Source organism: Staphylococcus sp. mip270_02, assembly GCF_054031535.1.
In genome coordinates, this window is record NZ_CM132934.1 from 2,935,624 (window position 1) to 2,957,445 (window position 21,822).

The following is a 21,822-nucleotide window of genomic DNA, read 5'->3' on the forward strand; positions in this document are numbered from 1 at the left end:
TAATAACGTTATTTTTTATTTTTTTCAGTAACAAGTACTTGAATGACCTGCAAATTTTAATAAATCAAAATAAACTTATATCTAAAGTGAAGTGTTTAATTCAATCACCACATTAAAAAACCGGCACACATAATTATGTGACCGGTTATCAATATAGTTCAATGATTAATCGTCAAATGCGAATAATGGTGTTGATAAGTAACGTTCACCATTACTTGGTAATACAGTAACAACTGTTTTACCTGCACCTAGGTTTTTAGCCTTTTCAATGGCTGCATGAATCGCTGCACCTGAAGAAATACCACATAAGATACCTTCTTCTTTAGCAACTTTACGTGCCATTTCCATAGCTGTTTCGTTACCTACTTGAATAATTTCATCGTAGATATTTTCATCTAAAGTATCTGGAATAAATCCTGCACCTAAACCTTGTAGTTTATGAGGACCAGGTTCTCCACCACTTAATACCGGAGAGTCTTCTGGTTCAATTGCTACAAGATTAATATTTGGGTACTGCTCTTTTAACACTTTGCCTGCGCCACTTAATGTTCCACCAGTGCCGACACCAGCTAAGAATGAATCAATTGTTTTACCTTCAAATTGTTCAACTAATTCTGGTCCAGTTGTTAATTCGTGTACACGAGGGTTAGCTGGATTTTCGAATTGTTGTGGTTCAAAGTAACCAAACTCTTCTTTCAATTCTTTAGCTTTCTTGATTGCACCTTTCATAGCTTCTGAACCAGGTGTTAATACTAACTCTGCGCCGTATGCTTTTAATAAGTTACGACGTTCTTGGCTCATCGTTTCAGGCATTGTAAATACAGCTTTATAGCCTTTAGCTGCACAAACAAATGCTAAACCGATACCAGTATTTCCACTTGTTGGTTCAACGATTGTATCGCCAGGCTTAATTTTGCCTTCTTTTTCAGCTTCTTCAATCATAGCTAACGCGATACGGTCTTTTACAGAACCGCCTGGATTTTGATATTCAAGTTTTACATAAACGTCTGCAGCACCTTCCTCTACAACGTTGTTTAATTTAACTACAGGTGTGTTTCCAATCACTTGTACGATATTGTCTACTGGTTTATTTGACATAAGTATTGCTCCTTTTCGTTAAAAAGTTTCCAAACCCTACTTTTTCTCTCGGATATACTTTTATTTTATCAGATTTTTCTGTAAATACAACAATAAAACATTATTTATTTAAATTCCAAGACATTACAATATCAATATTACCCTTTTTACTTAATATTTTCTAATAATTCCTGTAATTCTTCTTCTGAATACGTGTATTTACTTCTACAAAAATGACATTCTGCTTCTGCACCATGATCTACATCGATCATATTTTGAATTTCTGCCTCTCCTAAACCTTTAATCGCATTTAAGAATTTATCGTGCCCACAATTACATTCAAATTGTGCCGGAAGATTTTCTAGTATTTGTACGTTGTCTTCGCCAAGAATTTCAAATAAAAGTTCTTCTGGTGATAAACCTTGATCAATTAATTTAGATACCGGAGTCATATTATTAATGGCTTTTTCTAATTGATTAATCGTTTCATCTTCTGCTCCTGGCATTACTTGGATTAAAAATCCACCTGATGCTTTAATTGAATTATCAGGATTAACGAGTACACCAAGACCTACCGATGAAGGAACTTGTTCACTTTTAGCAAAATAGTATGTGAAATCGTCACCTAACTCACCTGAAACTATCGGACTTGAACCCGAGAAATAATCTTTTAGTCCTACGTCTTTAACTACAGTTAATGACCCATTTGTTCCAACTGCTCTACTAACATCTAATTTGCCACTTTCGTTTAATGGGAAATGTGTTTGAGGGTTAGTGACATAACCTCTTACATTTCCTTTCGCATCAGCATCAGCAATAATTTTACCTATTGGCCCTTGACCATCTACTGTTACTGTTAATTTTTGTTCACCTTTCAACATAGCACCCATCATTAATGTTGCTGTCATTGTACGACCAAGCGCAGCTGATGCAGTTGGCCAAGTATAATGTCTTGTCTGTGCTTCCTGAACGCTTTCAGTTGTCAAAGCACTGTACGCACGGATCTGCCCTCCAAACGCTAAAGCTTTAACTATATAATCATTAGTCATTTTTAAGATTGCTCCTTTACTTTTAATTAATTTTTGTCATATCTCAGCTTATTTTGTCAATTTCTCTTCTATTAACGCAACTTATTTTAATATTTCTTGGTGAAAATTACTAACTATTTGTTTGACTACATACTTGTCATTAAATAACGATTGCTTAGATGGATATTTAAACTATAAACAAAAGACTTCTTTCTACTATTCATATTGATAGCAGAAAGAAGTCTTGGTTTTATTTCTTAGTTTCGATTGCTTGGGTCATTAGGATCACTTGGATTGCTTGGTTTATCAATATTTGGTGATTGTTCATGACCTGTCTCTTCTGTGTCTTTATCTTCTTGCTCTTGTTCATCATCGTTATCTTTTTCTGATTGCTCTTTACGAACTTCATCATATGATTTTCCGTATTTACCTTTTTCAAAATCTTTATCTTCGTTTTCGACAACTTTTGCACCATCGTAATCGACTTCAGGCAATACACCGTCATAGAATAATGAACGTATCTGTTCAGCAACTAACGTCTCTTCTGTTAATAATGATTCAGCGATTAAATTCAACTGAGTTTTGTGCTCTAACAAGATATCTTTACAACGCTCATATTGTTCTTTAATAATACGTTGTACTTCTTTATCAATTTCGTAAGCAATTTGTCCTGAATATTCTGGATCACCTTGCATGTCTTTACCTAAGAACACTTGTCCATTACTACTACTTGAGAATTGAACCGTACCAAGTTTTTTACTCATACCATACTCAGTAACCATTTGACGTGCAATTTGCGTTGCACGTTCAAAGTCATTAGATGCACCAGTAGATACTTCATTAAAGTTAATATCTTCTGAAACACGTCCACCGAGTAAGCCACAAATTTTATCTAGTAATTCAGGTTCCGTCATTAAGAAACGATCTTGTTTTGGTAACATCATTGCGTAACCACCGGCTTGTCCACGAGGGACAATAGTAACTTTGTGAACTACTTCAGCTTCATCAAGTACCATACCTATAATCGTATGACCCGCTTCGTGATGTGCTACAATGTTACGTTCTTTATCAGAAATAACACGAGATTTCTTAGCAGGGCCTGCAATAACGCGGTCAGTTGCTTCTTCTATATCACGCATATCGATTTTCTTCTTACCTTCACGAACTGCTACTAATGATGCTTCGTTAAGAAGATTTTCTAAATCGGCACCAGAGAAACCAGGTGTTCTTTGAGAAACAGCTTTTAAGTCAACTGTTTCATCAAGTGGTTTGTTCTTAGCATGAACATGTAGTATCGCTTCACGTCCCTTAACATCTGGACGACCTACTTGAATTTGTCTATCAAAACGACCCGGACGTAATAATGCTGGATCTAAAATGTCAGGACGGTTAGTAGCAGCTATCATAATGATGCCTTCGTTTTCACCAAATCCATCCATTTCAACTAATAATTGATTCAATGTTTGTTCACGTTCATCGTGGCCACCGCCGACACCAGCACCACGTTGACGTCCAACTGCATCAATTTCGTCAATGAAAATGATACAAGGCGCATTTTTCTTAGCATTTTCAAATAAATCACGTACACGGCTTGCACCGACACCAACAAACATCTCAACAAAGTCAGAACCACTGATTGAGAAGAATGGTGTACCAGCTTCACCAGCAACCGCACGTGCAAGTAATGTTTTACCTGTACCAGGAGGACCTACTAATAGAACACCTTTAGGTATTCTTGAGCCCATTTGTTTAAATTGTTTATTGTCTTTTAAGAAATCGACAATTTCAATTAATTCTTGTTTTTCCTCATCTGCACCAGCTACATCTGAGAAGCGTACACGTTTTTTCTGACTGTCGTACATTTTAGCTTTAGATTTACCAAAGTTCATCATACGACCGCCTCCGCCGCCGCCACCTTGCGCTTGGCTTAGGAAGAAAATAAATAATAACGCAATAATTAATACAGGAATTAATGTTGTTAATATGCTTACAAATACACTTTGTTTTTCTTCTTCTTTAACTGTAAATTTTAATCCATCTTGTTTTTGTGCTGCATTTGTTATTTTTTCAAGCTCTTTATCGTTGTTATATAAAATTGTTGAAGAATAGTCTTCATCATTTTTTGTTTTACCACTTACCATATATACATTTTGTTCAGGCTGTATTTCAAGTGATTTCAAATCACCCTTTTCTAGCTGTTTCACAAATTGGTTATATGTAAGTTGTTTTGGCATATTCCCATTTCCATTTAAAAATGAAAACAGACCAAAAATAATAACGCCAATGATTGCGATAACTAGCACGTTACGAAAGGCTTTCTGCATGCGTCGTTTCCTCCTACTTCAATAATAAAACTAACAAAAATTGTAACATAATGCATAAGTTCAAGGCTAGTATTTCAACTTTTGTACTACGTTTACAATTTCAGACGCTTTATTTTAATTTTTATTTCTTTACTTTTAATTATATTTAAAATGTATTACATGTTAACAAGCCACCATAAATTTATGTATACAATACTTACAAGAGTTTATCTAATTAAGGTCTACTGTATTTACTTACATAAAACGACTTAGACTCATATTATATAATAATTTTCTATTTGGATAAATTGTATTGCTTATTTCGAATAAATTTCTGGTTTAAGCGTACCGATATAAGGTAGATTTCTATAGTTTTCAGCGTAGTCCAAACCATAGCCAACCACAAATTCATCAGGAATTTTCTTACCAACATATTTAGCTTCGATATTTGCTTTACGACGGTTAGGTTTATCAAGCAATGTTACGATTTCAAGCGAATTCACACGTCGAGATTCTAGTAATTCAGTAATCGATTTTAAAGTTGTTCCAGTTTCTAAGATATCTTCTATAATCAAGATGTCTTTATTTTCAATTGAAGAACTTAAATCTTTTAAAATTTGAACCTCTCCTGTAGATTCTGTCCCTCCGTGGTAACTTGAAACATCCATAAAATCTATCGCTAAATGTGTATCAATATATTTAATTAAGTCAGCCATAAACATTACTGACCCTTTTAGTATGCCGATACAAACAAGCGGTTTCCCTTTGTATGCTGCTGTAATTTGTTCACCTAAATCTTTACATATTTGATGAATATCTTCCTCTGATAACAATACTTCCTTTAAATCATCTCTCATTTTTTCATTCCTCTCCCATATTTCGTATACAAATTAAGTCTTTGTATTTACTTTTTAAAAATAATGTTCCAACAGCAATAATTTCATTATCAGCATTAACTATGATTGGCATTTGGTCACGTTCTTGTTGCTCAATTTTATTATCAATCAGCAATCTGCTAACCTTTTTATGCCCTTTCATTCCATTTAATTCAAATTTATCACCATCGTTTCTTGTACGAACTACTAGTGGAAATTCAAATGCAGGAAGATCGTTATTAATGTCAATACTATAGTGACTATAGTTGTAAGTCCCTGATTGATTCATCTTAGCCGGAGAAAGTTTCACGTCATCATTTGCCATTATTATAAATTTATCATAAGCGATGTAAATTATCCATTTATCTGTTGTATATAATGTAGATTGCGCTATATTTTCCTCCATGATTTGAAACCATTGATTATATGTTTTTTCTGTTAAAGAATCGTGCATTGGTAGATTAGCAAGTAATTTATCTAATACGGTCATTTTCACGCTATGTCGCAGTTGTAAAAATTGTTGTCTACAAAAACGATATTGAGCATTATTAACTTCAACAGCACTTTCTATAAAAGCGGTAGCCTCGCTCTCAATAACTAATCGTTGTTCGTCATGCCATTCTTTTAGTTTCAATAACTGCTTGGTCTCTAAGTGTTTATTTTGCTCTATTTCAGGTAAGATGCGGTTTCGAATGTCATTTCTTACATAATGATTTTCTGCATTAGTTGCATCTTCATAAAAAGGAACATCGTAGGCATGTTGATAATTTCTAATTTCTACTTTAGTTGCTGTCAAAAGCGGTTTACATAAATCGTAGCAACCTCGAGTTGTTAAATAAGACATCCCCAGACTACTTCTAGTAGAACGGCCTGTCATTAACCTGTAAAAAATGGTTTCCAACTGGTCATCTTGATGATGTGCTGTGAGTAGTACATCTGCATTTAAATTCTTCATCATTAAATCAAACCAACGATAACGTTCAAGTCTAGCCTCATTTTCGATACTGTTACCTTTTTTAACAATGTCAGATAAATCCAATTGTTTAACATGTAATGCAATGTTATGGTCAATACAATATTGCTTGAGAAATAATTCTTCTTCATTGGCAATTGGTCTAATATTATGATTCACATGCAAACAGGTCAATTGGGCGTATGTATCTTGCAAGTTTGTAATAAGTTGGTGCAACAACACCATACTATCTATGCCGGTTGATACAGCCAATACGATGTGGTTATCCGAGGACCAACCTTCAGTATTCACTTCCATGCAAACCACCTCCTTACTTGTAGACATTCATTAGACACCCTAGCATAAAATGATAGTGCTCTAATTTTTAACAAAAAAGAGACTGTTTCCTCAAGTAAGAAAACAGTCTTAGATTGTTACGATCAAACTTAATATTGGAATAAATGATTTCACTTTGTCCTCAATGAATCAAGTTAGGTATTTGCGGAACAGTCTCATTATATATTTTTAGCGTCTTGCGCCTTTTCCGCCACGTCTAGATTCTGTTTGACGTTTGATGGAAGTTAATTTATCTTCACTATCTTTCAAGAAATTTGTTAATTTCTTTTCAAAGTCTTCACCTTTTGGTTGAGGTTGTTTGTGATTAGGTTTACTTTGTGGTCTACGCGGACGATCTTTTGCTTTTTTAATAGATAGACTAATTTTTCCATCATCAGCAATTGAAAGCACTTTAACTTCAACTTCATCTCCAACAGATAAGTGGTCTTCTACATTTTCCACGTAATTATCTGCAACTTCACTTATGTGAACTAAGCCACTCTTTCCTTCTGGAAGTTCGACAAAAGCGCCAAACTTTTTAATCCCAGTGACTTTACCTTTAAGCTTGTTTCCTACTTCGATTGACATATTGTAAATAAATCCTCCCGATTTGTTTCGATTTTAACCTTATTATATGCCTGTTTGCATAAATTAACAATGGTATTATGATGCAAAAAAATTTTTTTCATTATTTATCCTCTTTCGAGGATTTCGATTTGGATTCAGACTTGTCCCCTGGCAACTTGAAAATCACTTCTCCATCATTACTTAAATAATAGTCGTCTCTCGCTACTTTCTCTATATAACTTTTATCATTAAGATTATTAAGTTGTTCTTTTAATGCGAGTTCTTCATCTTGTTGTTTTTGATATTTTTGTTCTTTTTGTTGGCGTTCTACAGCATCTTCTTGATTACTTTGCTTTTGAGTGACAAGCATTATACATAAAACAATGATAATAGCGAGTAGAATACCACCAAATAAAGTAATACGTCTACGAACTACGCGTCTTCTCATTTTTTGTTTCTGTTTCTTCTTGTTTTCTGAAGAAGTAAATGTATTACCTATGTTTTCTACTTTTTTACCCAATGCTTGTCACCTCCTCTGTTATTATGATTCACCAATTTTTTCTTCTTTTACAATTTCATACATGCCTTTAGCGTTTTCTTTCGTTGCATGTTCGCTTAAACCTGTCACATTTATAGTTATAATTTTTTGACCAAAACGAATTACAAGTTCGTCTGTAACTTTAACGTCTGTGCCAGCTTTAGCAACTGTACCATTCACTGTAATTCTTCCTTGATCGCTTATCTCTTTTGCTAATGTACGGCGTTTTACCAATCTTGATACTTTAAGATATTTATCAAGTCTCATGATTTATCTCCTCCTCGCTCTAAAAATTGTTTTAAAGCAGCTTCGTCTAACGACATATTTTTGGTTATATCATACAACTTCATAAAATGCTCTGCAAACACTTTTTCGAATTTCACACGTTGTACTTTACCTTCTTCAGCTTTGGCATTTGCCCATATATGTTTTAAATCTTCTTCTGACTCTGCTTGTGCTTCACCAAATATATGTGGATGCCTGTGTATCATCTTACTCGTTAAGTTTTGTACTACTTCATTTATATCAAAAAAGCCTTCTTTTTTACCAATACTTGTATGCAAGAGTACTTGTAATAGTATATCACCCAGTTCTTCTATAACATGCCAATCATCTTCGTTATCTATGGCTTCAAAGAGCTCAAATGATTCCTCTAATAAATACCTTTTTAATGTGTTGTGTGTTTGTACTTTATCCCACGGGCAACCATTTTCATCATCAACCAGTTGATCAATAATGCTCGTCGCATAATAAAAATCACTATAATACGTTGCTTCGTCATCAACTTTTTTAATAAATACACTTGTTACATTACTGAATATCATAGCGTGATGATCTAATTCATACAAAGGTGTTTCAATAACATTGGCTCCACTACTTCTAGCGCCATCTACAATATAAACGAGTTGTTCATCATCATATCGTTCCATCAATGTCACTTTTAAATCTCCAGCTGTCATCGGACTATACACTTGCGTTATTAGTGTGTGTGTACGTATATTTAATTGTTGCCTTGTAAGCGATGTAGCATCAAGCAAAGTAAAACCATCATTAGGGTCTACTTTTACTGCTTCAAATACGTCATCTATAAAGCTTTTACCGCCTAATATTTCAACTTGTATATCGTCATATCGCTGTGCATATGCCTCTAATTTTACAGTTGTCGTTTCAGCTACACGAGGATGTCCAGGTACTGTATAAACGATATCATCTTGTTGTGCTGCTTCAATTAATTGCGTCACAATAGTTTGATAGACGTCATCAAATGCTTGATTTTCTTCATAAACATGGTCAAAACTATGGAATTTCATACCTTCATCAGTTAAGGCTTTAATTACTGGGTGCTCTAAAGTTCTTGTATACATTATGGGCTTATTTTTCAAAAATTTGTATATACCTAATGGCAAATCATCGATTCCGTAGTTACCTAATCCAACGATTGTTATCTTCCCTGTCATTATCTTTTCCCTCTCTTCATATGGTATAACTTATCTCCAAATGGTAAATGCTTTAATTCTCTATAACTTAACAAGTTAATGCGCACAATAGCAACAACAATAACGATGACGCCAATACCTGCTGCGATTAGTAATTCTATTAAGCCACTTATCCGTCCATGTTCAGGTATCAACCACATTGTAATTTGAACTGTTACTGAAAGGATAAGCATGGTAACAATTAACTTCATCACATATTTACGCATACTTTGGAAAAGATAATATTTTAATACGTGCTTGTGTAATACAATTGTAAATAAAATGAGTGATACTACAGTACTTATACTACCGCCCAACATCAATAATTGCGGTATCAATACTATATTTAGTATTGTTTTACTTACGACCCCCACGCTAAATGCCAATAATACAGGACGCACTTTATTTTTCACTTGTAATAGAGCAATATCCATCATTATGAGTGACACACAAATAACGGTTAACATATATACAGCTAGCGTTATCGTTTGGCTATCATTTTTAAAAAATACACCATTCATAATAGGCATTAAATTAATTAAACCAATACCTGCCGAAACGCTAAACAAGATTGTTATTTTAACAGAGGCATTGGCATATCTATTAATAAGCACCTTATTCTTAACTTTTATTGCATCCGTTAATAAAGGGATTAGTACAAAGCAAAACGTCGTTGTAACGATTAATCCCATTTGAATAAATGATGCACCACGGTCATAGACACCTTTTTGAGAAGTCGCTTGTTGAAAATTCAAACCTGTACTTTGCAACATGTGAAGTACTGTAAAACTATCCACTACTTGCCAAACAATAACAATAAGTTGACTCACCGCAAAGACAAGTATAGCTAAGACAAGTTTGCGCCACTCTGCAAATGGCTTTTGCGCTAATTCATACGTCTTATTTTGTGAATGCTTAAATGGTTTGCATATTACAAGAAAGAGACTCGATGCTAAAAACCCAAATGCCGAACCAATAATTGCTAATGTTCCCGCGGCATAAAGTGACCATTGCTGTGTCATAAATAAAATAATCGCCATAATGATAATACCAACACGTACAATTTGCTCGATTACCTGGGAAATAGCTGGCACATTCATATTTCTCTGTGCTTGATAATAACCTCTAAACACACCCAAAACACCGATAAACAAGAAGCTAAAACTTGATGCTCTAAGCATAGGAGTCAGATTAACATCTCCCATTAACAATGCAACCCACTTTGCACAAAGTAGTAAAATCAAGAAAAAGACTGTGCTTATGAGTTGTATACGCATCATCACATGAATGTACTGCTTAAGATTTCCTTCTGAACCAAATATCTGGGTAACTGCACTAGGTATCGCATTCATCGTTAAAATAACACCTAACGCTACAATCGGATAAACTTGTTGATACGCATATAACCCTTCATCACCCAAAATATTTTGATAAGGTACACGGTAAATTGCACTTAATACTTTGACAACTATAAGAGCCAAAGTGAGCACGACCACTCCATTAAAAGCAGTCGACTTGTCTATCTTAGCTTTCATCAGAAATAACCATACTTTCTTCTAAACATTTTGCTAGGAATTTCAAATTATCAAACCAAGTACTTGTTTTATTTAATGTCACTTTCATTTTACCATCTTGAACGCCTACTTTCATTGTGCGCCCTAATGGTTGAGTTTGTTTAAATAATGTTTCGCCATTGATGTCTGTCGTACCCTTTTCAGATAAATAAATTTCTACCTTTTTACCAATATCCTTGATCAAAGTTACGCCAGCATGCAACGCATGTATTTTAATTTCCATCATTTCTAGAAGTCTTTCAACTTCAACAGGATAATCATTAAAGCGGTCAATTAACTCGTCTTTAACGTCCATTAATTGTGCTTCCGTCTCAATTTTACGTAATTTCTTATAAATTTCTATTTTAGCTTGCTCATTTTGAATGTATTCTGCTGGTAAGTATGCATCAATATTAAGTTCAATCTCAACTTCTGGAGCGTCTTGTTTTTCATCAGTTACGCCACGTTTTTCATTTACTGCTTCTTCTAACATTTGAGAATATAAATCAAACCCTACTGAATCTATAAAGCCATGTTGTTGTTTACCTAATAAATTACCTGCGCCTCGAATGTTTAAATCACGCATCGCAATTTTGAAACCTGAACCTAATTCAGTAAATTCTTTAATTGCTTGCAAACGATCTTCAGCAGTTTCCGACAGTACTTTATTCGTAGGATGCAAGAAATATGCATAACCAATACGACTTGAACGTCCTACACGTCCTCTTAGTTGATAAAGTTGACTTAATCCAAAGCGATCTGCATCTTCTATAATTAATGTATTCGCATTTGGAACATCTACGCCTGTTTCTATAATAGTCGTAGTTACAATAATGTCATATTCATGATTGATGAAACTCAGCATTGTTTCTTCTAAATCTCTTTCATTCATTTGTCCATGCGCAACACCTATATTGGCATCTGGCATAAGCATTTGTAATTGCTCTCTTTTTTCATATATAGACTGCACTTTATTATATAAATAAAACACCTGTCCATCTCTTGATAATTCTCTTTCTAGAGCTTCCTTAATAAAGTTAGTGTTCTGCTCTAATACATATGTTTGTACTGGGAAGCGGTTCTCTGGTGGCGTTTCAATGACAGACAAATCACGTACGCCTAGCATACTCATGTGTAAAGTACGCGGGATTGGTGTAGCTGTTAGCGTAAGCACATCTACATTATTTTTTAAAGATTTGATTCGTTCTTTATGTCGTACACCAAATCGTTGTTCTTCATCGACAATGAGCAATCCTAAATCTTTATAATGAATATCTTTCCCCAGTAATTTATGTGTTCCTACAATGATATCAACAAAACCTGATTTCAAACCTTCTTTAGTTTCCTTGATTTCTTTTGTTGTTCTAAATCTACTGATTAGCTGCACTTCTATTGGGAAGTCTTGCATGCGTTCGATTAATGTTTCATAGTGCTGTTGTGCTAATATAGTTGTCGGTACTAAAAAGGCAACTTGTTTACCTTCCATTACTGCTTTAAATGCTGCTCTTACAGCCACTTCAGTCTTACCGTAACCAACATCTCCACACAGCAATCTATCCATAGGACGCTCAATTTCCATATCCTTTTTAATCTCTTCAATCGACTTGCTTTGGTCGGGAGTAAGTTCATAAGGAAAGTCAATTTCAAAATCATTTTGTTCAGCTGTATCTGGGCCAAATTGATAACCAACAGACATTTCACGCGCTTTATATAGCTCTATTAATTCATCTGCCATATCTTCAACACTTTGTTGAACTTTGGCTTTTGTCTTTTTCCACTCTGTACCACCAAGTTTGTTTAACTTAGGCGTTTTATCTTCTGACGCCACGTATTTTTGCACTTGGTCCATTTGATCAACAGGTACAAATAATTGGTCTGTTCCTTTATATTGAAGTTTAATGTAATCTTTATGTACACCACCAACTTCCAGTGTTTCAACACCTAAGTATCTACCTACACCGTGATGGACATGTACAATATAATCACTTACTTTTAAATCTTGATATGATTTAATTTTTTCAGCGTTTGTTAATGTTTTTTGTTGTTTTGGTTTTTTCTTTTGTTTTGATTTAAATAATTCTCTCTCTGTCACAACCACTAATTGCATGTATGGTAATTCAAAGCCTTCTGATAAACTACCTTCAGTAATGATTGCGCTCCCACCTTCATTACGATGCGTAGGCGTATCAATAAATGTTGGTATATGCATTTCATTGAGCATAGATTGTATACGTTCTTTTTTGACTTCTGTTTCAGCAAGTACAACAACCGTATAATCATTTTGAATAAACCTTTGGAATTCTGAACGCATAATATCATATTGTCCATAAAACTGTTGCACAGGTTTACATGAAAATTTAATAATTTCGTTTAGTTCAATAGACATTGTCGCTGTGAATAATGTGAAATATGTCACTGGATATGATTTAAGTTGGTTTTCAAAAGCATCATATTGCAAGAAACTTTGATCAATAAAACCTTTACCACTTTCAATCAAATTTTGCATAAACTCATCCGCTTCTGAAATAAGTGACGTTTCAGTTTCTTTAATTCTGTTATATTCATCTACTGCTACAATTGCGTCATCTTTAAAGTAATCGATAATTGTAGTAGGTTGTTGATACATAAAAGCGACAAGACGGCGTAGTACTTGATGATCAAACATAGATGCTTCGAACAACTGAAAGCTTTCATATGTTTCTTTTAATTCATTACGGACCGATTTATCAATTTTTGGCCTTGTATATTCATACGCTTCTTTGAGTTTTTGCTTTGTATGCTTAAGCACGTCTTCTGTAATTATATAATCGCTCGCAGTAGTGATGTTTATTTCTTCAACATTTCCCTCTGATCTTTGGGTTTCTACATCAAAGTCACGGATTGAATCTACTTCTGTATCAAAAAGTTCAATTCGAACTGGACTGCCAATTAGTGGATATATATCAATAATACCGCCTCTTAAGGAAAACTCACCTATATGAGAAACAACACTTTCTCTACGATATCCCATATTAACTAACTTATTTAAAAAGTCGTCAATATCTATATCGTCCCCTACACTTAATGTTAATTGATGTGATTTCCACATTTCTACTGGAGTCAACCATTTCTTCAGCCCGTTAAGCGGAACGATAAATAAACCTCTCTTTTCTTGAGCAAGCGCCGTTAATGTGCGCACGCGCTCACTCATAAATTGAGGGCTTTGTGTTGAAAATTCTTCTGTCATAATATCTTGCATTGGGTACTTGTAAATATCCTGCTCTTCAACAAACTGTATTAAATCACTTTCTAATTTATCTGCTTGATAAAGATTGTTTGTTACAATTAATAATTGTTTAGAACTATTTAAATATTTTTCGGCGATAATCGTTGCTTTAGCGGCACCCGATAAGCCAGTAACCAATACTTGCTCTTTTCCAAATACTTCATTTAATTCCTGATAACGTTTATCTTCATTTATATATTCTGTAATTATTGATTTCAATTGATTTCACCATTATATTCATTCATCACGCGATCAAACCGATCACTTTCTATGTAGGCTTCAATTGCACGTGCAGAATGTTCTATTACTTTATTCATTGTTTCCATTTCTTGTTTCGAGAATTTTTGCAATACATAATCTACGATAGACATCCCATTTGAAGGTCTGTCTACACCAATTCTAATACGTTTAAATTGATCTGTGCCTAACACTTGGATAATAGATTTCATACCATTATGTCCGCCAGCACTTCCTTTTTGTCTTAAACGGATTTCACCTTGTGGCAAGTCTAAATCATCATATAAAACGACTAAATCATCAATACCTATGTCATAGTATTTCATTAATGGGCCTACTGCCTCACCAGATAAATTCATCATCGTCATTGGTTCAATAAACATTACTTTTTCGCCTGCAAATCGTTCTATTGTATAAGCACCTTTAAACTTTTGTTTATCTAAAGTAAATTTATTTTGCTCTAACATATAGTCAATTACTTCAAATCCAATATTATGTTTTGTTTGTTCGAAGCGTTTACCGATATTACCTAAACCTACAATACACTTCATTATGTTACCTCCAATAGTTGTCTTTCTTTATCTAATTTATATTCGAGTTCTATTATTTATTATTCTTATCATTTTTTGTCGTATCATTCACTATAATAACATAAAAAAGCACCTGCTTAACGTATTAAGCACGGTGCTTTTTATAAGATATGATAACGCTAACTTAATCAGCGTAATGATGGTAAAGTAATTACAAGCTTTATCAGCTTATTATTTTCCTTCACTTTCATCTTCATCGTCTTTTTCTTCGCCAACAACAGCTGGTTCTTCAGTTTCTGAATCGCCTTCCATTGCTTCGATTTCTTCTTCAGTAGGTTCTTCTGTTGGAGCAACTACTGTTACAACTGAATCAGTTACTTCGTTTTCGATAGTGAATTCACCTGAAATTTTGATATCTTCTACTGAAAGTGTATCATTAATTTCTAATTCAGTGATATCTACTTCGATTACTTCAGGAATATTGTCTGGAGTAGCAGTAACTTCAAGGTTGAATAATGGTTGTTCAACAACGCCACCTTCTTTAGATCCAACAGCTTCACCAACTAATTGAACTGGTACTTCAACAGTACGTTCTTCAGTCATATTGATAGCTAAGAAATCAATGTGAGTGATTTGGTTTTTAAGTGGGTCGAATTGATAGTCAGAAACCATTACTTTAATAGTTTTAGAACCTACGCCTAATTCGATAACACCGTTACGTCCAACTTCACGGATAACTTTGATAAATTCTACTTCATCTACTTTAACTGAAGTATTTTTAGTACCATAACCGTATACGATTGCAGGTACTTTACCAGTATTTCTTAATTTTTTAAGGTCTGAACGAGTTTGTTTACCTTGACGAATAATTGACTTTAATGAAGCCATATTATTTCCACCTTTCATATTTTGTTCTTATATTTCATAATAAGAACCCCTTCACTTACCCATCAACATCATGTTGCTTGCAAGTGTTTATTAAGTCGTGAAATCACGAACGGAACAATTATATATCTATTTTACCAATTAGTCAAATAGTACACTAACAGATTCGCGTTCATATACACGGATAATTGCTTGTGCTAGTAAACCTGCTACAGATAATTCTTTCGTATTAGATGATTTTCGGCTTTCATCTAATTGAATTGAATTCGTAACTACAAGCTCTTTTATTGCTGAATTTTCAATGCGTTCTTTTGCAGGGCCCGATAAAACAGGGTGTGTACAACATGCATAAACATCTTTAGCACCTTTATCTTTTAAGGCTTGTGCAGCTAAAGTAATCGTACCAGCTGTATCAATAATATCGTCTATTATAATAGCTGTACGACCATCGATTTCACCTACAATATTCATCACTTCAGCAACATTAGGTTTTGGACGACGCTTATCTATAATGGCAATTGGTGTTTTCAATATATCTGCAAGTTTACGTGCTCTTGTTACCCCACCGTGGTCAGGCGAAACAACAACACATTCTTCAAGATCGATATCTGTCTGATTATTAAAATATTCAGCTAAGATTGGAACGCCCATTAAGTGGTCAATTGGCATGTCGAAGAATCCTTGGATTTGTGGCGCATGTAAATCAAGGGCAATCATACGATCTGCGCCTGCTGTTTCAATTAAGTTCGCTACAAGTTTTGCTGTAATTGGTTCACGGCTACGTGCTTTTCTATCTTGGCGTGCATAGCCATAATATGGAACAACTATATTAATATTCGCTGCTGATGCACGTCTACAAGCATCAACCATGATTAACAATTCCATTAAATGTAAATTCACTGGATTTGATGTTGGTTGAATAATAAATACATCACAACCACGAATACTTTCTTCTATATTGATTTGAATTTCTCCATCGCTGAAACGTTTTACCGAACATTTACCTAGCTCAATTCCAACTTGGTCTGCAACTTCTTGGGCTAATGGTTCATTACCCTTTAAAGAAAATATTTTCAAAGCAGAATTCTTATACTCATTGTTTAACATTTATAGTCCTCCAATTAATTCTTTCAATTCGTTTTCATTTGTAGACAAAACAAAACTTAAAGCGTTCAGCAACATAATCACATGCTCTGGTTAACTTTCATTCAATTACATTGATTTTAACAGTTTAAGCACGCTTGTCTAAATATATGCCTTTATTTTTTCAAATAACCCTCTTTGGTTGTTTGTCTAGCCCTAGCTAATGCCAAACTGTCTTGTGGCACATTATCCGTGATTGTGGAACCTGCTGCTACAAAGGAACGGTCTCCTAATGTTATTGGTGCAACGAGATTTGTATTACAACCAATAAATGAATCATTACCAATAATCGTTTTAAATTTATTGATACCATCATAATTCACAGTAATTGAACCGCAGCCAACGTTTGTTCTTTCACCAATTTCAGCATCACCTATATAACTTAAGTGAGGTAATTTAGCACCTGTTTTAACAACAGATTTTTTAACTTCAACAAAGTTACCTACTTTAACTTTTTCGCCTAAGTCCGCACCAGGACGTAGCTGTGCAAACGGTCCAATTTTAGCATGATTGCCAACAATCGCTTCATTAATAACAGATTGTTTAATTGTGACATTTGATCCTATTTTACTGTTAGTTATTTCAGTATATTGTCCAACGATTGTATCTTCTCCAATTACAGTATTGCCAGCAATTTTCACCCCTGGCTCAATGACTGTATCTTCTCCTATGCTAACATCAGCGCCTATATATGTAGTTGCTGGGTCAACAATCGTCACGCCGTTTCTCATATGATGTTCATTAGTGCGTTTCTTAAAAGCTTTTTCAGCTTCACTCAACATCACTCTATCATTAACGCCCATAATTTCTTCAAAATCATCTGTATGATAGATTTCAACGTTACCTTTATCTTCTAAAATTAATGAAAGTACATCAGGCAAATAATATTCTTTTTGCGCATTTTCATTTCTCACTAACTCCAATTTTTCAAATAAAACTTGGTTATCAAATGCAAAAATACCTGAACTAATTTCATTAATTTGTCGCTCTGTCTCAGATGCATCTTTTTGCTCAACAATTTTAGTTAGTCTTTGTACTGAGTCGCGCAGGATACGTCCATAACCGAATGGATTATCTGCTGTTGCTGATAAAACAGTGGCCTGTGCTTTTGTGTTCTCATGATGTTCTATCATTGATTTCAATGTTGCCGCAGTGATTAACGGTGTGTCTCCACATACTACTAACGTTGTACCTTGTTTATCTTTCAAATGTTCACTTGCCATCTTAACAGCATGTGCGGTGCCTAATTGTTCTTCTTGAAAACTGTAAAGTGATGCATCGCCCAATGTCTCTTTGACATTTTGTGCGCCATGCCCAACAATTGTAACAAGTTGTTCTACGCCAGATTGCTTAACGTTATCAACGACGTGTTCAATCATTGATTTGCCTGCTACATCATGTAGTACTTTGTATTTCTTCGATTTCATACGCGTACCTTTTCCAGCCGCAAGTACTATTGCATGTCTTTGCATGTATGTTAACCCTCCATTAAAATATACACTTCTTACTTATTATAATTTAACGCTAGTCACACTTTCAAGGCTCAAAACATCAATGTTATATAATGGAAATATTTTCATTAAAAATATTAGAAATATCAAAGCATAGATTTGTCATCTTTGTTCAATTGAGTAACCGCTTTTATATTCTCAAATCACAAGGTAATATACGAACGTATAATAAGAATACTGTATTCTTACTTGGTTGTTATCAAACGCATACACCCCTTTTCTCATTCTAATGTTCTGATTTTTACTACAGTAAAAATTGTATTTACTTATAATTATAAATAATATATTTTTTGTCACCTTTACACTTTCACAATTAATTTTATTTTTTATTTCAAATTGCCTTTGCAAAATAAAAAAGATTGGATTTCCGTTTATGCGGAAATCCAATCTTTTTTATACTTAGTTTTACTTTTTTAATTTTAAGCTTCTTCTTCAGAATGATCTGATGACTGTGCATTTCTGTCAGGGATGACCTCATCAGTTTCTTCATACACTTTCATCACGGCATCTTGTATTTCTTGTCTCATTTCAGAATTTATAGGATGCGCGATATCTCGGAATTCACCGTCTGGTGTACGTTTACTTGGCATTGCGACGAATAGACCTGTGTTGCCTTCAATCACTCGTAAATCATGTACTACAAATGATTCATCTAAAGTAATTGAAACGAGCGCTTTCATTCTTCCATCTGTTTGTATTTTTCTAAGTCTTACATCTGTCACTTTCATGTAGTGAGCCCCCCTAGTATCTCTTTGTTTAGAAGCTTAACAATTTCATTAAAAATTATAAACCCTTACTTCACTTTCGCTATTAATTCGATTTCAACTTTAACATCTTTTGGCAATCTTGCCACTTCAACACAACTTCTCGCTGGTTGATGTTCATTAAAGTATTTGCCATAAACTTCATTTATATTTTGAAATTCATTCATATCAGCAATGAAAATAGTAGCTTTAATCACTGAATCTAAATCTGATCCAGCTTGGTCTAACACGACTTTTAAATTTTCTAGAACTTGTGTCGTTTGCTCTTTTACATCTTCACTGACAATTTCTCCATTTAAATTCAATGGAATTTGTCCTGAAGTGAATACAAGTCCATTTATTTCCGTTGCATGCGAGTATGGCCCTAATGCTTCGGGCGCCTTTTCCGTATTAATAACTTTCATGATGTCGAAATCGCTCCTTTAAGAAAATTTAGTTAAACTGTTGCCTTGTTCCACCTTAAATTCCTGATTGTATTCATCTACATCAGATAATCTAACTAAGGAAGTATAATCTTCAATTAATCTTTGCTTAACTTCTTTTGATTCTACTAGTACCGATACCCCTTTAACATGTGCTTTAAACTCATTCATCAAATTCATCACACCATTTATTGAACCACCGGCCCGCATGAAATCATCTACGACAAGTACATTGGAATTCTCAGGTAATGTCCTCTTTGATAGAACCATTGTCTCGATTTTTCTAGAAGAACCAGATACGTAATTTATAGAAACTGTAGAACCTTCAGTCACTTTATTATCTTTACGTATAACTACTACAGGTAAATTCAGTACATTTGCAACTGAATTTGCAAGTGAAATCCCCTTAGTAGCAATTGTTACAATAGCATCTAACTCTTCATCCATATATAGTGTTGCGATTAATTTACCAACTCGATTCAATAATGTAGGATTACCCATTAAATCAGATAAAAATAAGTAACCACCTGGCAGTAAACGTTCTTTTTCTTGTAAATGTTCTATCACTTCATCAATCACTTCTGTCGCTTCTGCTTTACTCATCTCAGGTTTATAAGTAACGCCACCGCTAGCACCTGCAGTAGTAATCACTGTCCCAAGCTTTTCTTTTTGAAAAGTTGTTTTAATAATTTGAACATCTTCACTAATGGAAGACTTTGCTTGCTTAAATTTTTGTACAAAATACGTTAACGGTATCAACTTATTCGGATTGTTCATTAAATATTGAGTCATATAAACAATTCGTTCACTTCTTTTATAGCGCATTCGATTCATCCCTTCTCAATTAGCCTAATAATCTTACAATGTGTACTTCATTACAACAACCGTTAACAGCATTGTATACGTGCTTTGCTTGTCGTTCTTTTCGTGTTAATCCATAAACAGTAGGACCACTACCACTCATAACAGCGCCGTCTGCTCCGTTCTCTAACATATTAGCCTTTATTTTCAAAATTTCTGTATGCATCTTACCCGAGACAGGTTCCAATCGGTTCGACAGACTCTTACATAATAGGTCATAATCCTCTGCAATTAAGGCCGCTTCACATGCTTTAGTATGTACATTATAAGGTTGTTTTAAATCCAGTTTTTTAAATATATCAGGTGAAGATATACCTAAATCAGGTTTAGCTACTACCACCCATGCAGAAGGTGGCTTATCTAAAAATTTAATGATTTCACCTTTTCCTTTACATAATGCAGTTTTTCCTAAAATACAAAATGGAATATCTGTTCCAATCTGTATTCCCAACTCACATAGTTCTTTAAGCGGTCGATTTAAATTATATAATCGATTCATCCCTCTCATTGTTGCTGCAGCATCAGTAGACCCACCTGCCAAACCAGCTGAGACAGGAATATTTTTATCTATAGTAATAGTTATACCTTGCTTCAAATTATAGGTCTTTTTCATTAATTCTGCAGCCTTATACGCTAAATTTTTGTTATCGGAGGGAACATAGGATTGTTCTACGTCAACAATTATCTTTTTGTCTTTACGTAGTTCAAATGACAATCTATCATTCAAATCAATTGTCGTCATTATCATTTCAACTTCATGAAAACCATCATCTCGTTTAAAGAGTGTGTCCAACGTTAAATTTATCTTCGCTGGTGCCGTTTCATATATCATATTCCCACCCTCTTCCAATTCGATATGGTAATAAAATGATTTTAACATATTGTTAACATTGCGTTGTTAGTTTTTTTAAAACTTAACACTTTCTATTGCTACTTTATTAGTAAAAATCATTAAATAGCGTTGACTAAAATTAAAAATATATTTCTTAACTTACTATTTTACAATATTGTTTATTATAGATAAAACTATTACCTACTCTTAAATGCAATAATATTAATATAACAAAAAAGGTATGTTAGCGTCATTACACCAACATACCTATCATTTAAATTCGTTCTCATATTAACATTTAAATTGAAATGTAAGGCATCATCATGTGCCCAATTTAATTTAAATTTATTTTATTTTAGTGTGCAATTGCTTCTTGATGATTATCACCTTCAAAAGAAACTTGTACGTTTTCAGTTAAAACATCAGTGTATGTATAGGATACACGCTCAAAATTATAAATCTCTTGATCTAGTTCAACAATAAAAACAGAAGGGTATGTCTCTTTTAAAACACCACTACGTTCAATTGTTTTTTTACGTCCACCATTCGCTTTAAGTACAATTCTGTTCCCTAATTGACAATCAAGTGAATTTTTGATGTCTCCAATAGATTTTGGCATATTGCTCCACCTCGCTACAAGTTGTATAATAACACATTTTGAGGGTTTT

General features: G+C 34.0%; 20 protein-coding genes. All 20 read right to left on the reverse strand.

Annotated elements, in window-relative coordinates:
• Window positions 1-165: 165 nt before the first annotated feature.
• The 20 genes from cysK to ACW5YJ_RS14210 all read right to left on the reverse strand — a co-directional run bounded on the left by cysK (window position 166) and on the right by ACW5YJ_RS14210 (window position 21,773).
• A complete protein-coding gene (gene cysK / locus ACW5YJ_RS14115; RefSeq protein WP_017722025.1) occupies window positions 166-1,098 on the reverse strand; it encodes a cysteine synthase A in 933 nt (310 codons plus the stop codon).
• A gap of 146 nt (window positions 1,099-1,244) precedes the next feature.
• Window positions 1,245-2,126 carry an Hsp33 family molecular chaperone HslO gene (gene hslO, locus ACW5YJ_RS14120; RefSeq protein WP_135092892.1) on the reverse strand — a complete coding sequence of 294 codons (882 nt, stop codon included), beginning with the start codon at window positions 2,124-2,126 and terminating at the stop codon, window positions 1,245-1,247.
• 236 nt (window positions 2,127-2,362) lie between these two features.
• Complete coding sequence (ftsH, locus tag ACW5YJ_RS14125; protein WP_017722023.1) at window positions 2,363-4,429, reverse strand: ATP-dependent zinc metalloprotease FtsH; 2,067 nt, start codon at window positions 4,427-4,429, stop codon at window positions 2,363-2,365.
• Window positions 4,430-4,725: 296 nt separating this feature from the next.
• Window positions 4,726-5,265: a hypoxanthine phosphoribosyltransferase gene (gene hpt, locus ACW5YJ_RS14130; protein ID WP_017722022.1), complete on the reverse strand. Its 540-nt coding sequence runs from the start codon at window positions 5,263-5,265 to the stop codon at window positions 4,726-4,728.
• 4 nt (window positions 5,266-5,269) lie between these two features.
• Window positions 5,270-6,553, reverse strand: coding sequence for a tRNA lysidine(34) synthetase TilS (tilS, locus tag ACW5YJ_RS14135; RefSeq protein WP_017722021.1), 1,284 nt, complete (start codon window positions 6,551-6,553; stop codon window positions 5,270-5,272).
• A gap of 207 nt (window positions 6,554-6,760) precedes the next feature.
• The gene (locus tag ACW5YJ_RS14140; protein WP_017722020.1) at window positions 6,761-7,159 is read right to left on the reverse strand and encodes a S1 domain-containing RNA-binding protein; all 399 of its coding nucleotides are present in this window, start codon (window positions 7,157-7,159) and stop codon (window positions 6,761-6,763) included.
• A 100-nt stretch (window positions 7,160-7,259) separates the two neighbouring features.
• A complete protein-coding gene (divIC, locus tag ACW5YJ_RS14145) occupies window positions 7,260-7,658 on the reverse strand; it encodes a cell division protein DivIC (protein WP_017722018.1) in 399 nt (132 codons plus the stop codon).
• A 21-nt stretch (window positions 7,659-7,679) separates the two neighbouring features.
• A complete protein-coding gene (locus ACW5YJ_RS14150) occupies window positions 7,680-7,943 on the reverse strand; it encodes an RNA-binding S4 domain-containing protein (protein ID WP_017722017.1) in 264 nt (87 codons plus the stop codon).
• The gene (locus ACW5YJ_RS14155) at window positions 7,940-9,133 is read right to left on the reverse strand and encodes a MazG nucleotide pyrophosphohydrolase domain-containing protein (protein ID WP_119603859.1); all 1,194 of its coding nucleotides are present in this window, start codon (window positions 9,131-9,133) and stop codon (window positions 7,940-7,942) included. The genes ACW5YJ_RS14150 and ACW5YJ_RS14155 overlap by 4 nt, the downstream gene beginning before the upstream one ends.
• Window positions 9,133-10,686 carry a polysaccharide biosynthesis protein gene (locus ACW5YJ_RS14160; RefSeq protein ID WP_107551695.1) on the reverse strand — a complete coding sequence of 518 codons (1,554 nt, stop codon included), beginning with the start codon at window positions 10,684-10,686 and terminating at the stop codon, window positions 9,133-9,135. The genes ACW5YJ_RS14155 and ACW5YJ_RS14160 overlap by 1 nt, the downstream gene beginning before the upstream one ends.
• Entirely contained in the window at window positions 10,676-14,188 is a 3,513-nt protein-coding gene (gene mfd / locus ACW5YJ_RS14165) for a transcription-repair coupling factor (protein ID WP_457338297.1), read from the reverse strand. Before mfd ends, ACW5YJ_RS14160 begins: the two co-directional genes overlap by 11 nt.
• Complete coding sequence (gene pth, locus ACW5YJ_RS14170; RefSeq protein WP_017722013.1) at window positions 14,185-14,757, reverse strand: aminoacyl-tRNA hydrolase; 573 nt, start codon at window positions 14,755-14,757, stop codon at window positions 14,185-14,187. Before pth ends, mfd begins: the two co-directional genes overlap by 4 nt.
• Window positions 14,758-14,967: 210 nt before the next feature.
• A complete protein-coding gene (locus ACW5YJ_RS14175) occupies window positions 14,968-15,624 on the reverse strand; it encodes a 50S ribosomal protein L25/general stress protein Ctc (protein WP_017722012.1) in 657 nt (218 codons plus the stop codon).
• Between the two features lie 138 nt (window positions 15,625-15,762).
• Window positions 15,763-16,728, reverse strand: coding sequence for a ribose-phosphate diphosphokinase (locus tag ACW5YJ_RS14180; RefSeq protein ID WP_457338298.1), 966 nt, complete (start codon window positions 16,726-16,728; stop codon window positions 15,763-15,765).
• A 152-nt stretch (window positions 16,729-16,880) separates the two neighbouring features.
• Entirely contained in the window at window positions 16,881-18,236 is a 1,356-nt protein-coding gene (gene glmU / locus ACW5YJ_RS14185; RefSeq protein ID WP_457338299.1) for a bifunctional UDP-N-acetylglucosamine diphosphorylase/glucosamine-1-phosphate N-acetyltransferase GlmU, read from the reverse strand.
• A 458-nt stretch (window positions 18,237-18,694) separates the two neighbouring features.
• Window positions 18,695-19,003: a septation regulator SpoVG gene (gene spoVG / locus ACW5YJ_RS14190; RefSeq protein WP_017722009.1), complete on the reverse strand. Its 309-nt coding sequence runs from the start codon at window positions 19,001-19,003 to the stop codon at window positions 18,695-18,697.
• 65 nt (window positions 19,004-19,068) lie between these two features.
• Window positions 19,069-19,443 carry a RidA family protein gene (locus ACW5YJ_RS14195; protein ID WP_029379204.1) on the reverse strand — a complete coding sequence of 125 codons (375 nt, stop codon included), beginning with the start codon at window positions 19,441-19,443 and terminating at the stop codon, window positions 19,069-19,071.
• 18 nt (window positions 19,444-19,461) lie between these two features.
• Complete coding sequence (gene purR, locus ACW5YJ_RS14200) at window positions 19,462-20,286, reverse strand: pur operon repressor (protein WP_017722007.1); 825 nt, start codon at window positions 20,284-20,286, stop codon at window positions 19,462-19,464.
• A 19-nt stretch (window positions 20,287-20,305) separates the two neighbouring features.
• Entirely contained in the window at window positions 20,306-21,154 is an 849-nt protein-coding gene (ispE, locus tag ACW5YJ_RS14205; RefSeq protein WP_017722006.1) for a 4-(cytidine 5'-diphospho)-2-C-methyl-D-erythritol kinase, read from the reverse strand.
• Between the two features lie 355 nt (window positions 21,155-21,509).
• Window positions 21,510-21,773 (reverse strand): Veg family protein, encoded by a 264-nt coding sequence (locus ACW5YJ_RS14210; RefSeq protein ID WP_017722005.1) that lies wholly within the window; start codon window positions 21,771-21,773, stop codon window positions 21,510-21,512.
• Window positions 21,774-21,822: the final 49 nt, after the last annotated feature.

Bases quoted from the DNA above. Each gene is read 5' to 3' on its own strand.
- cysK (WP_017722025.1), bottom strand. From the start codon at position 1,098: ATGTCAAATAAACCAGTAGACAATATCGTACAAGTGATTGGAAACACA.
- hslO (WP_135092892.1), bottom strand. From the start codon at position 2,126: ATGACTAATGATTATATAGTTAAAGCTTTAGCGTTTGGAGGGCAGATC.
- ftsH (WP_017722023.1), bottom strand. From the start codon at position 4,429: ATGCAGAAAGCCTTTCGTAACGTGCTAGTTATCGCAATCATTGGCGTT.
- hpt (WP_017722022.1), bottom strand. From the start codon at position 5,265: ATGAGAGATGATTTAAAGGAAGTATTGTTATCAGAGGAAGATATTCAT.
- tilS (WP_017722021.1), bottom strand. From the start codon at position 6,553: ATGGAAGTGAATACTGAAGGTTGGTCCTCGGATAACCACATCGTATTG.
- ACW5YJ_RS14140 (WP_017722020.1), bottom strand. From the start codon at position 7,159: ATGTCAATCGAAGTAGGAAACAAGCTTAAAGGTAAAGTCACTGGGATT.
- ACW5YJ_RS14150 (WP_017722017.1), bottom strand. From the start codon at position 7,943: ATGAGACTTGATAAATATCTTAAAGTATCAAGATTGGTAAAACGCCGT.
- ACW5YJ_RS14155 (WP_119603859.1), bottom strand. From the start codon at position 9,133: ATGACAGGGAAGATAACAATCGTTGGATTAGGTAACTACGGAATCGAT.
- ACW5YJ_RS14160 (WP_107551695.1), bottom strand. From the start codon at position 10,686: ATGAAAGCTAAGATAGACAAGTCGACTGCTTTTAATGGAGTGGTCGTG.
- pth (WP_017722013.1), bottom strand. From the start codon at position 14,757: ATGAAGTGTATTGTAGGTTTAGGTAATATCGGTAAACGCTTCGAACAA.
- ACW5YJ_RS14175 (WP_017722012.1), bottom strand. From the start codon at position 15,624: ATGGCTTCATTAAAGTCAATTATTCGTCAAGGTAAACAAACTCGTTCA.
- ACW5YJ_RS14180 (WP_457338298.1), bottom strand. From the start codon at position 16,728: ATGTTAAACAATGAGTATAAGAATTCTGCTTTGAAAATATTTTCTTTA.
- glmU (WP_457338299.1), bottom strand. From the start codon at position 18,236: ATGCAAAGACATGCAATAGTACTTGCGGCTGGAAAAGGTACGCGTATG.
- spoVG (WP_017722009.1), bottom strand. From the start codon at position 19,003: ATGAAAGTGACAGATGTAAGACTTAGAAAAATACAAACAGATGGAAGA.
- ACW5YJ_RS14195 (WP_029379204.1), bottom strand. From the start codon at position 19,443: ATGAAAGTTATTAATACGGAAAAGGCGCCCGAAGCATTAGGGCCATAC.
- purR (WP_017722007.1), bottom strand. From the start codon at position 20,286: ATGCGCTATAAAAGAAGTGAACGAATTGTTTATATGACTCAATATTTA.
- ispE (WP_017722006.1), bottom strand. From the start codon at position 21,154: ATGATATATGAAACGGCACCAGCGAAGATAAATTTAACGTTGGACACA.
- ACW5YJ_RS14210 (WP_017722005.1), bottom strand. From the start codon at position 21,773: ATGCCAAAATCTATTGGAGACATCAAAAATTCACTTGATTGTCAATTA.